Genomic DNA, 13,297 nt, shown 5'->3' with positions numbered 1-13,297 from the left:
TTAAGATTTTTGCGTAAAGTTATTTTAATCGATCGGTTCATTCGCATCAAAGTGAAAAATTATAGCCTTCTGGTCATCTTTCTGATTATTTCTTGCTTGCAAGTCAATGCCATGCAGAATCCAAATGGCGGAAGTAAGAAAAAATATAAGGTTGTACTTGATGCAGGGCATGGTGGTAAAGACCCAGGTACTCGTGGAAAGAACCTTAAAGAAAAGGACGTTGTGCTGCCTGTAACCTTACTGGTTGGTAAATACCTAGAAACACTTACAGATAACATTGAGGTTATTTATACACGTAAAAATGATGAGTACAGTCACCCCAAAGTTCGTGCCATCATGGCCAATGATGCAGAGGCTGATTTGTTCGTTTCTATTCATGCCAATGCAATGAACCCAGGTTATGAGTCTGTTTCGGGAACGGAAGTCTTTGTAATGGGTACTAAAAATGAAGGGCGGAATTTCGAAGTAGCTAAGCGTGAAAACTCTGTAATCTTGCTTGAGGACAACTACGAAGAGATTTATCAAGGGTTTGATCCAAATGCCCCTGAAGTAGATATCATGTTTTCAATTCAGCAAGAGGCCTATCAAGAGAACAGTATTATACTGGCCTCAAATATTGATGAACAGTTTAAAAAAAGGGCAGGAAGGAAAAGCCGAGGCGTAAAGCAATCTAGTCTTTGGGTGCTCTGGAGTACCTATATGCCTAGTGTTTTGGTGGAATTAGGCTATCTTACGAACCCTAAAGAAGAAAAAGACTTGGGAAACCCTGAGGTACAGGACTATTTAGCATCTGCTGTTTTTAGGGCAATTAGAGATTATTTTGAATATTTAGAGTCAACAGGAAACTAAGCAAGTGGCAAGAGGTAAAGAATTCAAGGTGGGGTTATTTGTAGTGCTAACAGCTTGTGCGCTATATATTGGCTTTAATTATTTGAGAGGGCTCGATGTATTTTCTCCATTGACTACTTACTATGTTGAGTATGAAAATGTAAGTGGACTAAAAAAAGGAGATAGAGTCATTCTCAATGGACTTGATGTGGGGAGCGTGATCGACAGAGGTTTCAGCGATGAGAGTTATAACAAAATTCTTGTTACCCTAGCGATTGACAATACAATCAATCTGACAGATAGTACCATCGCAAGATTGACAAAACCGGATTTTCTAGGAGGAATAGAGATTAAACTTGTAATGAACCCAGGCACACGTGTACTCGAACCATTCGAGACATTGATTAGTGATATAGATGGTGGAATTACAGAACTACTGACCGAGGAAGGCCTTTCAGCAGCAAATTCACTTTCAGCACTTGTCAATAAAATTAATGATGTGCTTGAACCATTCGTTGAAAAATCAGATAGCATTGGAAAAGCGATAGACAACTTTACTGCTGCTTCCGAGAATGTAAAGAACTTAACTGGAAGGCTTGAGGGCTCCCTGGACCTTGTGGAAAATCGTATCACTTGGTTAACCGACTCCATTACTTACGCAATGAGCGGTTTAAAACCATTGACAGATGAGTATACTAAGTTGGGAGAAAAGTTAAATGCTGTTGATATAGAATCACGGTTGGTAAGTATGGATTCATTGTTACTGGGCACACGTTCTTTCTTAGAGAAATTGAATTCTAATGAAGGCACATTTGGTAAGTTGATGTCTGACGATTCACTCTATAATACCCTGACCCAAAGTATGGCCGATTTAGACAGTCTGTTTATCGATTTGAGATACAATCCTAAGCGCTATATGCACTTCTCTGTATTCGGCAGAAAGAATCGCCCACCTGCAGATGGAAGAAGCACTGCTGACAAAAAGAAAAAGAACCGATAGGCTTTTCAAGCTTGAAAAGTCCGCTTCTAGGGTCTAATTTTAGTCACAAGTAAACTATGAGGAATTGCCAGTTCAATTGGCATAAATAAGACTTAATGGATATTGAATTCAATAAGAATCAAGACGAATTACAACAACTGATTTTTCAGTTAGATACAAAGCTCAAAAAAGTCGAACTGGGTGGAGGTGAGAAGAAAATTGCTAAGCAACATGAAAAAGGGAAGCTCACTGCCCGCGAACGTATTGACTATCTAATAGATAATCCTGAAGACTTTCTGGAAATAGGCGCTTTTGTCGGAGACGGCATGTACAAAGAATATGGCGGTTGTCCTTCAGGCGGAGTTGTTACCGGGATCGGTAAAGTGAAAGGAAGGTCATGCGTCATTGTGGCCAATGATGCCACTGTTAAAGCAGGTGCATGGTTTCCAATCACGGCCAAAAAGAATATGCGTGCCCAAGAGGTGGCTATGGAGAATCGGTTGCCTATCATCTATCTTGTTGATAGTGCTGGAGTTTTCCTGCCAATGCAAGACGAAATTTTCCCTGACAAAGAGCACTTTGGAAGACAATTTCGCAACAATGCTAAGATGACTTCTATGGGCATTATACAAGTAGCCGCGATCATGGGAAGTTGCGTTGCCGGAGGTGCCTACTTGCCTATCATGAGTGATGAGGCTGCCATTGTAGATAAGACGGGTTCTATCTTTTTAGCTGGCTCTTATCTTGTGAAGGCTGCCATTGGGGAGGATATAGATAATGAAACTCTGGGAGGTGCTACCACACACTGTGAAATCTCTGGAGTCACCGATAATAAGTTTCCTAATGATCAAGCTTGCCTTGACTATATCAAGAGCATTTTTGATAAAATAGGAGCTTTCGAAAAGGCTGGTTTCGACAGGGTGGAGTCTAAAGTCCCGAAACTTGATCCGAAGGATATTCTTGGCCTGATGCCACTGGATAGGACAAAGCCTTATGATGTGCGAGACATCATTACGCGCTTTGTAGATGACTCTGAATTCGATGAGTATAAAGAGAAATACGGTCAGACGATTGTTTGTGGTTATGCCCGGGTAGATGGTTGGGCTGTAGGCATTGTTGCTAACCAACGCATAGTTGTCAAGTCCAAGAAAGGTGAAATGCAAATGGGCGGAGTCATCTATTCGGATTCGGCTGACAAATCAGCTCGTTTCATTATGAACTGTAACCAGCGAAAAATACCATTGGTTTTCTTGCAAGATGTAAGTGGTTTTATGGTGGGTAGTCGTGCCGAGCATGGCGGTATCATTAAGGATGGTGCAAAAATGGTGAACGCCATGGCCAATTCAGTTGTGCCGAAGTTTACGATCATTACAGGTAACTCCTTCGGGGCAGGCAATTACGCCATGTGTGGTAAGGCCTATGACCCGAGACTTATCTATGCATGGCCTACCGCGCAAATTGCAGTAATGAGTGGAGCATCTGCAGCTAAGACATTGCTCCAAATTAAAGTATCCACTCTAAAAGCCCAAGGCAAGGAGATTTCTGCAGAAGATGAGAAAAAGCTGCTGGACGATATCACTGCCAGCTATAATGAACAAATGAGCCCGTACTATGCTGCATCCAGGTTGTGGGTGGACGGGATTATAAACCCTCTGGAGACGAGAACAGTAATTTCAAAAGGTATTGAAGTGGCCAATCAGGCCCCAATAACTGAGAAGTTCAATGTTGGCGTGATCCAGACCTAAGTATGTCAGAGAAAGAACACCTGAATAATAAAGAACTCAAGGCAATGGTTTCGTTGCTCGATGATGACGATTTCGAAATCGTTCAACACATCGAAGACAAGATCAAAGAGATGGGTACCTATATCATTCCCTATTTAGAATTTGAATGGGAGAACAGCTTCAACCCAGTGGTGCAGAAACGGATAGAAGACTTAGTACACAATCTTCAGTTTGAGTTGCTTAAAGAGAAGCTTTATGCCTGGAGAATTAATGGCGGCAAGGATCTTTTGGAAGGGGTATGGCTTGTGAATACTTACCAGTACCCAGACCTTGAATACGAACAACTGAGTAAAGAACTTGAGCAGCTATACTACGAAGCTTGGCTTGAGTTCAAGGCCGATATTCATCCTGTAGATCAAATCAAGATTCTTAATTCGGTGCTCTTTGGAAAGCTCCACTTTGGTGCTAACACGAAAAACTTCCATTCCCCTGGAAATTCTATGCTGAGCGTGGTGCTGCAGACGAAGAAAGGTAACCCTATATCGCTTTGCATTGTCTATATGCTGGTGGCCCAGAAGCTAAAGATGCCAGTGTTTGGGGTCAACTTGCCCAATCTCTTTGTGATGACGTACAAGCAGGACGAAGTCCAGTTTTACATCAATGCATTCAATCGGGGACTAGTATTTTCTAAGAAAGAAGTTGACGAATACATTGCCAATCTTAAACTCTCACCCAACGATCGGTTTTATGAACCTTGTTCACATGTAGATATTGTGGCGCGTATGCTAAGAAACCTAATCAATTCTCATGAAAAGCTGGGGCATACTGAAAGGGTAGAAGAGATCAGGTTGTTACTAAACATTGTTGAAAAAGGAGTCGAATAGATTTAATAGGCGCAGCAGAGATGTATAGGACTTAAGTGATCATAGATCAGCTTGTAATCTTCAGTAATACCATTTTCTAGAATTTGACCAATCACCTGATTGTCATTCGAAAAATCTGAAACGATGAGTTGTTCGGCAAAGGTGAGTTGAGTTCTACCATGAAGTTTATAGAGGGCCTCTTTTGCAGACCAGATTTTAGTGAGCTTTTCTCCATGTCCTTTGGCCCAGGCCTCTTCAGAAGGATGTAAGAACTTATGTGCAATCCGGTGGATTTGTGCTCTTTCAGTTTCTATATCTATCCCTACTTCTCCTTTTAAATTGATTGCCGCTGCACCAAAGCCCCGCGCATGTGACATCGAAATACCAATGCTTGTTTCCTTTAGATGAGGTTTTCCAAACTCGTCCTTATAGATGTAAAATTGACCATGTTCATTCACCAAGTGTTTTAGTGCCGTTCTGGCGCCCAGCCACTCTAGTCGTTTTGAAGGAGCCTTGACAGTATTCAAATCATCAAATTCTTCATCATTCAGGTTCAAATGTTGAAGTAATTCATCTTCTGTTTCAGTGATGCTCCACACAATGTATGCGACTTCAGGAGTGATCGAAGATTTGTGAGCAATTGGCATGAATAATTAATGAATGCTGGTTATTGATTGACTAATTTTACCTCAAATCGAAGATACTAGCTTTTTCATTGATGCCTAAAATCGAAGTCAATAAAGTAAATACCGTAGGAGGGCACTCTGACTGTGTTTATACACTTGAAAAAGGCCCCGAAACCAACCAGTTTTTCTCGTCAGGAGGCGATGGTGTTGTGGCACTTTGGGATCTCAATGAAATGGATAATGGTCGCATGATAGTGAAGGTACCGAGTTCGGTTTATGCCCTCTTTTATTATGCAGAAAGAAATGTGCTTGTGATAGGTCAAAATTTTGATGGTATCCATCTGGTCGACCTTGCTAAAAAAGAAGAGGTAGGGTCGATCAGTTTAGGCACCAGCGCCATTTTTGACGTCAAAGTAATCAAGGATCGAATATTTGCTGCCTTAGCAAATGGTGAAGTGCATATACTTGATATCACCACGCTAGAAACCATTCATGTCATTCAGGCATCAGAGAAAAGTGCCAGAACCATTGCCATTTCAGAAGATTTAGGACACCTGACGGTGGGCTTTAGCGATAATTATATCCGTATCTATAGCCTAATTGACTTCAGTTTGGTCAAGGAATTCGAGGCACATAAAATATCGGTTTTCACTGTACAATATTCACCCGATCAGCGTTACTTAATCAGTGGAAGCCGTGACGCTCACTTAAAAATCTGGGATACTCAAAAAGGTTATGAATTACATGAGTCCATAGTGGCCCATATGTTTGCAATTAACCATTTGGTTTTTAGCCCTGATGGCAAACATTTTGTAACTTGTAGCATGGACAAGTCCATAAAGGTCTGGGATGCCGAGACTTTCCAACTCCTGAAAGTCATAGATAAGGCAAGACACGCAGGCCATGGTACCTCAATCAATAAGGTGCTTTGGACAAACTTCAACAACCTGTTATTGTCGGCCAGTGACGACCGGAGTATATCAATCTGGGATATCAAATTTTAATTTTCGGTAAGTATGAACATTACACCGCTTGAGATAAGGCAAAAAGAATTCGAAAAAGCCTTTCGTGGTTATGACAAAGATGAGGTCAGCGCATTTTTGAACTCACTTTCCATTGAATGGGAAAGACTCTATGACCAAAACAAAGAGCTAAAGTATAAACTCGAAGCTTCAGAAAATGAAGTGAAGAAATTACGTGAGGTGGAGAACTCCCTGTTCAAAACACTCAAGACAGCCGAAGATACGGGTGCCAACATGGTGGAGCAGGCAACTAAAACAGCCGAACTTCATATGAAAGAGACCGAGATGAGAGCGGATGCTTTAATGAGTGAAGCTAAGTCCAGGGCTAAGTCTATTATTGAAGAAGCTGAAAATAAGTCTAGGATTATCATTGACGATATGGAAGACGAAATTCGTCAACTAGAGCAGGTCTTTAGAAGCATGGATGCGAGTAAATCATCTCTCATGTCTGATCTTAAACTTCTTGCAGAGGACATTTTGGGTAAAATTGAAAGGCACCAAGATTTCCCCAGCGACATTAAACCTCATTTAAAGAAAGCACGGGACTTAGGCCGAGAAGTAAATGACAATACCTCTAAACCTGTTGATGTTGAAAGTATTCTAGTTGAAAACGAGCAGAAAGCTGCCGAAGAGAGTATTGACGAAATGGTCGATGCTACGGCTAATGAAGTTCAAACTGAGCCAATTGCTGAAGCATCACCCGAAGTAGAAGAGGTGATTTCTGAAGAGCCTGTTGAGGAACCTGTTTCCGAAGTAGTTGAGGAAGCACCGCAAGCCGAAGAAGAGCCGAAGACTGAAACCCCTGAAGAAGAGCCACAAGCTGAGGCGACCACAGAAGAAGATAAAGAGAAGAGTTCCTTCTTCGATAAGTTCGAGTAAAATGAACAAAGATATTGTTTCACTGGAAGGCATGGAATTCTATGCCTTTCATGGTTTTTATGAGGAGGAAAGGGAGAAAGGAAATGAATTTGTGGTTGATGTTCATGTCACCACCAACTTCACGATAGCTTCAGAACATGATGACCTTGACGGTACAGTCAATTATGAAACCATCTATGCCATCACCAAAGAGGAGATGGCCGTCCCCACGAAACTTCTGGAACGTGTGGCACAAAGAATTCTGGATAGGCTTTTTGAAGCTTTCCATGACATCTCTTCCATTGAGATTTCTGTTGCTAAGAAGAATCCTCCTGTAGGCGGGCAGGTGAAGCAATCTCGAATAACCATGATCCGTCACAAATAGTACTGCATCCACCTACTTTCTAATGACCGAAGCGCAGGCCACCATTCATCGTCTTAAAGAGTTACTTCGAATTGAAAAAGACGAAGATTATGCTCAATACCAACGAAAGATGCTTCATTCATCTATTGATGAACGGAGGCAGAAGGGTGTCACCTGGTATCCGGTTCAGCTGATCAACAGATACATTAGCACTGGAGACCGTTACACACTAGAGCTTGACAGAACATCTCATTTAGAGCAGAATCATGCCTTTCAGGTAGGCGCCATTGCAAGTGTATTCTCAGGGCATGGAGAGGATGCTGATGCCGTTTCAGGAGTAATCAGCTACGTGCGCAAAGATAAAATTCGCGTGGTTCTGAATTCTGAGGTGCCTGACTGGCTTAAAGATGGTAAGCTGGGAGTTAACCTTCTATTTGATGAAGGTGGCTATCGCGAAATGCAAAAGGCTCTCAAAGAAGTGCATGGTGCGGAAACAGGACGACTTGCTGACTTAAGAGAGATACTCTATGGGGCTAAGCAAGCATCATTTAAAAAGGGCTTCGACTTTCAATCGATTAATCTTAACGAAGGCCAGAATAATGCACTAACACAGATCTTCAATGCTAAGGATGTTGCGATTATTCATGGACCTCCGGGTACAGGAAAAACCACTACGCTAGTTAATGCCATCAAAGAGGTGGTAAAAACGGAAAAGCAAGTGCTGGTTTGTGCGCAGAGCAATGCCGCAGTTGATCTCTTGGTTGAAAAGCTGGATAGTTTGGGTATTGAGGTATTGAGAATCGGTCACCCGGCAAGACTGACTCCGGAGGTAATTGAGAATAGCCTTGATGTTAAGATTTCGAAACATCCATTTTTCAAAGAGCTCAAAGACATTCGAAAGCGTGCCGATGAGTATCGAAAAATGGGGCAGAAGTATAAACGGAACTTCGGGTATGAAGAACGCATGCAGCGGAAGTTGGTGATGCAAGAAGCCCGAATGCTGAAAAACGATGCCAATCGCATAGAGTCTCAGATTACCGAAGATTTGATCGATCAGACACAGGTAGTCGCATGTACTTTGATCGGATCTACACACAGACTGCTTCAAGGCCGAACTTTTAAATCTGTATTTATTGATGAGGCATCTCAGGCGTTGGAACCAGCTTGCTGGATTGCCATTCAGAAGGCTTATCGTGTGATTATGGCTGGCGATCATTTGCAATTGCCACCAACCATCAAGTCTCGTGAAGCTGCAAAAGATGGGCTTGCCAATACATTGTTCGAAAAAGCCATTGGTAACATTGAAGAATCTGTCATGCTCGAAACCCAGTATCGCATGCACCCAGATATCATGAAGTTCTCAGGCGATTACTTCTACGATGGGAAGTTGAAAACAGCCGAGGAGGTTTTGTTACGAGAGGAAGTTAATGAGATTGATCATTTCTTGTTTATCGATACTGCAGGTTGTGGGTTTCACGAAAAAGTGAACAAGGAAACCTTGAGTACCTACAACGAAGAGGAAGCAGACTTATTAATTAAGCATGTAGTCAACAATCTTACCCCAGAGAAGTCTGTGGGCATCATAGCGCCTTACAAAGCACAAATTGAATTATTGAAGGACTTGGTGATGAAGAACCCTTCTTTTGATGCTGTCCGTGATCAGATCTCAATTAATACAGTTGATGCCTTTCAAGGACAAGAGCGAGACGTCATTTATATCGGCCTAACGAGGAGTAATGAGCAGAATGAGATTGGGTTTCTAAAAGAGTATCGCAGAATGAATGTAGCGATGACTCGCGCTAAGACACAGTTGGTAATTATAGGAGACTCGGCAACCCTAGGTCGAGATGCCTTTTACAATTCAGTCATCGATTACGCGAATGAAGTAGGCGGTTATAGGAGTGCTTTTGAGTTTTTGGATTACTAGACTTTAGCAAACCAACGAGCAATCCTACCCGCATTGCCTAGAACTATGATACTCATTAGCACTTGGACCACATAGTAGAAGAGATTCTCGTCATTGTTGTAGGTGATATTATCTACGCTGACATCGGCTTTAAATCTAAAATAGACTTGAGTTATGAGTTCAGGTGAGTTTGTCATAAGAATGAAAAGACAAATAATGATGAGTGCAGCTCTGTAAATGCTTGACTCTTTCATCCCTGCAAGGTCAATTTTCTCTTCCTTGAACCCTTTCGCAAGTCTTAAATTGTCCACAAACCATGGTGTGAAATAGATGATTAACCAAAAAACTAACAGGACGGATAATGCGCCTAAAACTAGATGACCGTACCCAGTTGAGTCAATGTTTATTGTATGATTAAACATTACTTGTTGAGGTATGGCATAGACTAGGTATTGAAACATAGCGTAAGTGGCACTTAGCTTAATGGTCAAGATAATTATGTCTCTATACCTCATGGAGTTCTTCAGCGGGCTTGAATTGAAATTAGATACCTAAAGCGATTTTGCCAAAACCGTAGCCGCCTTTGGGTTTAACCTAAACCAAAGTTCTGGTTCAATTAGCTCTAATTCTATTAAGGCAAGTTTGTTGTCATTATCTCGGATAATGTCTACTCGAGCATAATCAGGATGTGGGTCACAGGCTACTACAGCTTTTTCGGCAAAAGAGATTTCCTCTGGAGAAGGGTGATAAACTTCAACTGTTCCGCCAAAGTCATCCTGAACTCTGAAGTCCCCAGGTTTGGCAACTTTTAGAACTCCGTGAGTAAACTCTCCACCCATTACCATCAGGGAGACTTCACCTTTCTCAACAATATTCTTTTGAAAGGGCTGAAGCATCATAGCTTCCACGGCAATCAATTCCTGAAAGATTGACTCGTGATCCTCAATGTTACCTAAGTTGAGTTTGTAGGTGTGTCTTGAAGCTCCTGAAATACAGGGTTTTAGAATGCAGTTGGTCCAGCCTGTTTCGTCAATGAGCCCTTTTAGACTCGTGCGCTCTCCGATTTCAATGTATCTGGTAGCAGGAATATTCACGCCCTTTCTTTCAAGATCACCCAAATAGTGCTTATCCATGTTCCAGTTGATCAACTCATATGGATTGATCATTTTCGTAAGCTTACTTGTCGTATTTAGCCAGTTTTTCCATTCTTCGAAACGGTCAAAGTAATCCCATGTAGTTCTGAAGAGCACTGCTTTTGTGCTTGACCAATCAAATTCTGGATCGGACCAACTTTTTCGAGTAACCCTATAGCCATTGGCTGCTAAGGCATCTACTACTAGGCCGTCCTCAGTCAAAATGTTTTTGACATTAGTGGTGGTCGGGAGAGGGTTAACATAGCGATCATCTGTGAGCACCACTACGTCATAGGTATAATGACTCATTCTGACGGTACGCTATTAGGGTTTACAAAAGTGAACCCTCGAGCATCGCTACCTTCATAAAAGTCTACTTGGAGCCCAACAAGGTACATGGTCTGGCGTTTTTCAACGTGGACAGTGATGCCTTCTATCTGATATGTAATGTCCCCATCTTTTGGTTTATCGAAACCAAGCATAAAACCATGCCCACCACAGCCTCCACCACCTTTAACACCAATGCGTAGGCCATAGCCCTCAGGTATGCCCTTGTTATTCATGATGTTTTTTACTTCCTCAATAGCCTTTTCAGAAAGGCTTACCGGTTCAATGGTCATAAGAATGAGAATTATTTCACGTTTTCAGATGTAAACTTAAATACCTATTCGAGATTCTCACTAATTTCAGTTTTTAAATGAAAAACGCGAAGCTGTAAAGTCAATTTATGGATTATGTAACCGAATTTTTAAAACTATTAGTTCCTGCTGCCTTGGTGATGTATGCCATGTATTTGGTAACCCGAAACTTCTTGCAAAAGCAGTTTGATCACAGATTACTAGATCTAAAGGTTAAAAACAACGAAACTGTTCTGCCGATTCGTCTTCAGGCCTATGAGCGCATTGCTTTATTGTTAGAGAGAATATCTCCTAATAACATGCTGCTTAGATTGAGCGACCCGTCTATAAGTGCTTATGACTTTCAACAATTATTGCTCAAAGAAATTAGAGAAGAATTCAATCATAACCTGTCACAGCAAGTTTACATGTCGGACTTGGCTTGGACCAAGGTGAGGGCAACAGTGAACGATATTGTAACAGCGGTGCAAGAGTCTGCTCAAAAGATGGATGAAAAGAAAAATGCTATAGATTTAGCTGAGGCCATTTTTGATTATATGATTAAATTGGACAGAGATCCGGTGGGCGAGGCACTAAAGCTTGTCAAAGAGGAAACAAGACAACTATTCTAATACTGTATACATGGCCAAAGAACCATCTGCTAGAGAAAAGAAATATTTCAATCGTTTCAAGACGAAGGCAACCGATATTGTCAATGACAGTGAGTCTTTGAAAAACCTTTTGACCAAGCTAAAGGCTAAATTGGACGACTCAGAAAAGGACGATTCTCTGCGTGAAAAACTAATAGAATACCTAAAGCTTGTTTCCAGAATGGTAACAAACACAGTGAGTGGTTCTTACAAAGATATGCCTTGGCAGACTTTTGTGATGATTATAGCAGGACTCCTTTATTTCATTGCTCCTCTAGATGCCCTTCCAGATTTTATCCCTATTGCAGGCCTATTAGATGATGCTACAATTCTGGTCTGGCTAGGAAAATGCTTCCGCGAAGATCTCGAAAATTATAAAACTTGGGAACAAGCGAACTTTTCTGAATAACAATTGTGTTTACTCAGTGTTACAACATTGAATAAAGCAATATGTCACTTTTGATCAATCATTCACTTATCAACGAAGCATATGATTATGCTTCATATCGAGAGTTTTTAGATAATCTTCTTGAAGAGGGGAAGACTACCGGAGCAAACCAATCAGAGAGTATGATTAACTACGCCACACTTAACCAGAGGCGTATGAAAAAGTGGGAGAAGATTGGAAAAATCACTCCCGAACTCATGAAAAAGATGAGGTCTATTGATCAAAAAATGACCTGGTTGGTAATTACAGAAGGATGGTGTGGCGATGCTGCACAGAACCTTCCGTTCTTAAATAAAATGGCGGAACTGAACTCCAATATTGATTTGAGGTTTGTTCTGCGTGATGAGAACTTGCCATTGATAGACGCCTTCCTTACTAATGGAGGTAGGTCGATCCCCAAATTAATTGCCTTGGATGACTCTCTCGATGTACTCGGAACTTGGGGGCCTAGACCTGAGCCAGTGCAAAAAGCTTTTTTGGCTAATAAGGTTAGTCAGGAAAGAACAGGCAAAGAATTTACTGAATACTTGCATCTCTGGTATGCCAAAGACAAAGGACTTACACTCCAAAATGAATTTTTGGCTATTTTAGATGTATGGAATCAAAAACTGCAATCATTGCCGGTGCAAGCGGGCTGATTGGTAAGTCACTAACTCAATTGTTACTTAATAGCAAAGACTACGGTCAAGTCATTGCGCTAGTGAGAAAACCACTCGGAATCCAGCACGATAAGCTGAAAGAATTAACTGTAAACTTTGATCATTTGGCTGAGATGGAAGAATTTCCTCAGGCCGATGATATTTTCTGCACACTTGGGACTACCATCAAAAATGCCGGTTCTCAAGATGCATTCTATAAGGTAGACTTTACCTATCCAATGGAACTGGCCAAACGAGCCTTGAGGTCAGGAGCAAGTCGGTTTTTCCTCGTTTCTGCTATGGGGGCTAAGCTCAACTCTCGTAATTTCTATAGCAGGGTGAAAGGTGAGCTGGAAGATAAAATCTCGTTCCTTAATTACAGGACTATTTACATTTTTAAACCCTCCCTTTTAAGGGGTGATAGGAAGGAAAATCGTCCTGGGGAAAAGTTTGCTCAAGCGATTACACGGATTGTTCCCTTTATTGGCCCTTGGAAAAAGTACAGGCCTATTCATGCCGATAAGGTAGCTGACGCTATGATGAAGGTAGCCCAACAGGAAGACAAAGGCTGTTACTTCTATCAGTCAGAAATCATGCAGAAAATGTAATCCCATTTTCTATCCCGAGCTTGTCGAGGGAAC

Annotated in this window: 16 protein-coding genes; 12 read left to right on the top strand and 4 right to left on the bottom strand. The window is 41.5% G+C overall.

All coding sequences use genetic code 11. From position 1 onward, the window contains the following. The first annotated feature begins 9 nt into the window (after positions 1-9). From J4E76_RS16330 to J4E76_RS16315, 4 genes are all read left to right on the top strand, one after another. On the top strand, positions 10-849 hold the full coding sequence (locus J4E76_RS16330; RefSeq protein WP_236017517.1) for an N-acetylmuramoyl-L-alanine amidase: 840 nt from the start codon (positions 10-12) through the stop codon (positions 847-849). Between the two features lie 4 nt (positions 850-853). Continuing rightward, positions 854-1,828 carry an MlaD family protein gene (locus J4E76_RS16325; RefSeq protein ID WP_208505867.1) on the top strand — a complete coding sequence of 325 codons (975 nt, stop codon included), beginning with the start codon at positions 854-856 and terminating at the stop codon, positions 1,826-1,828. 95 nt (positions 1,829-1,923) lie between these two features. Next, positions 1,924-3,552: an acyl-CoA carboxylase subunit beta gene (locus J4E76_RS16320; RefSeq protein ID WP_208505866.1), complete on the top strand. Its 1,629-nt coding sequence runs from the start codon at positions 1,924-1,926 to the stop codon at positions 3,550-3,552. 2 nt (positions 3,553-3,554) lie between these two features. Continuing rightward, a complete protein-coding gene (locus J4E76_RS16315) occupies positions 3,555-4,415 on the top strand; it encodes a transglutaminase-like domain-containing protein (RefSeq protein ID WP_236017516.1) in 861 nt (286 codons plus the stop codon). Positions 4,416-4,417: 2 nt separating this feature from the next. Here the strand turns inward: J4E76_RS16315 and J4E76_RS16310 are convergent, their stop codons facing one another. Then, complete coding sequence (locus tag J4E76_RS16310; RefSeq protein ID WP_208505865.1) at positions 4,418-5,041, bottom strand: 4'-phosphopantetheinyl transferase superfamily protein; 624 nt, start codon at positions 5,039-5,041, stop codon at positions 4,418-4,420. 71 nt (positions 5,042-5,112) lie between these two features. Between J4E76_RS16310 and J4E76_RS16305 the strand changes: the two genes are divergently transcribed. From J4E76_RS16305 to J4E76_RS16290, 4 genes are read left to right on the top strand one after another with little or no spacing between them, the layout of a single operon-like run. Then, a complete protein-coding gene (locus J4E76_RS16305; RefSeq protein ID WP_208505864.1) occupies positions 5,113-6,024 on the top strand; it encodes a WD40 repeat domain-containing protein in 912 nt (303 codons plus the stop codon). A 12-nt stretch (positions 6,025-6,036) separates the two neighbouring features. Beyond that, positions 6,037-6,921: a DivIVA domain-containing protein gene (locus tag J4E76_RS16300; protein ID WP_208505863.1), complete on the top strand. Its 885-nt coding sequence runs from the start codon at positions 6,037-6,039 to the stop codon at positions 6,919-6,921. 1 nt (position 6,922) lies between these two features. Continuing rightward, positions 6,923-7,285 carry a dihydroneopterin aldolase gene (folB, locus tag J4E76_RS16295; protein ID WP_208505862.1) on the top strand — a complete coding sequence of 121 codons (363 nt, stop codon included), beginning with the start codon at positions 6,923-6,925 and terminating at the stop codon, positions 7,283-7,285. Positions 7,286-7,307: 22 nt separating this feature from the next. Next, entirely contained in the window at positions 7,308-9,191 is a 1,884-nt protein-coding gene (locus tag J4E76_RS16290) for an AAA domain-containing protein (protein WP_208505861.1), read from the top strand. Here J4E76_RS16290 and J4E76_RS16285 read toward each other — a convergent pair. Genes J4E76_RS16285 through J4E76_RS16275 form a run of 3 tightly spaced genes read right to left on the bottom strand, consistent with a single transcriptional unit; the run spans position 9,188 to position 10,923 of the window. Then, positions 9,188-9,685, bottom strand: a complete 498-nt coding sequence (locus tag J4E76_RS16285) for a hypothetical protein (RefSeq protein WP_208505860.1) — start codon at positions 9,683-9,685, stop codon at positions 9,188-9,190. The genes J4E76_RS16290 and J4E76_RS16285 overlap by 4 nt on opposite strands. A gap of 36 nt (positions 9,686-9,721) precedes the next feature. Continuing rightward, entirely contained in the window at positions 9,722-10,612 is an 891-nt protein-coding gene (locus J4E76_RS16280; RefSeq protein ID WP_208505859.1) for a RimK family alpha-L-glutamate ligase, read from the bottom strand. After that, positions 10,609-10,923, bottom strand: coding sequence for an iron-sulfur cluster assembly accessory protein (locus J4E76_RS16275; protein WP_208505858.1), 315 nt, complete (start codon positions 10,921-10,923; stop codon positions 10,609-10,611). Before J4E76_RS16275 ends, J4E76_RS16280 begins: the two co-directional genes overlap by 4 nt. A 107-nt stretch (positions 10,924-11,030) precedes the next feature. Here J4E76_RS16275 and J4E76_RS16270 point away from each other — a divergent pair, with 107 nt between their 5' ends. Genes J4E76_RS16270 through J4E76_RS16255 form a run of 4 tightly spaced genes read left to right on the top strand, consistent with a single transcriptional unit; the run spans position 11,031 to position 13,264 of the window. Further along, a complete protein-coding gene (locus J4E76_RS16270) occupies positions 11,031-11,552 on the top strand; it encodes a hypothetical protein (RefSeq protein WP_208505857.1) in 522 nt (173 codons plus the stop codon). Positions 11,553-11,562: 10 nt separating this feature from the next. Beyond that, positions 11,563-11,979, top strand: coding sequence for a YkvA family protein (locus tag J4E76_RS16265; RefSeq protein WP_208505856.1), 417 nt, complete (start codon positions 11,563-11,565; stop codon positions 11,977-11,979). A gap of 41 nt (positions 11,980-12,020) precedes the next feature. After that, positions 12,021-12,656 (top strand): thioredoxin family protein, encoded by a 636-nt coding sequence (locus J4E76_RS16260; protein WP_208505855.1) that lies wholly within the window; start codon positions 12,021-12,023, stop codon positions 12,654-12,656. Next, on the top strand, positions 12,614-13,264 hold the full coding sequence (locus J4E76_RS16255; protein WP_208505854.1) for an NAD(P)H-binding protein: 651 nt from the start codon (positions 12,614-12,616) through the stop codon (positions 13,262-13,264). Before J4E76_RS16260 ends, J4E76_RS16255 begins: the two co-directional genes overlap by 43 nt. The last annotated feature ends 33 nt before the right edge of the window (positions 13,265-13,297 follow it).

Source organism: Roseivirga sp. E12, assembly GCF_017592825.1.
GTDB lineage: Bacteria > Bacteroidota > Bacteroidia > Cytophagales > Cyclobacteriaceae > Roseivirga.
The sequence above is the reverse complement of the archived record's forward strand: the minus strand, read 5'-3'. Positions and strand labels throughout refer to the sequence as shown.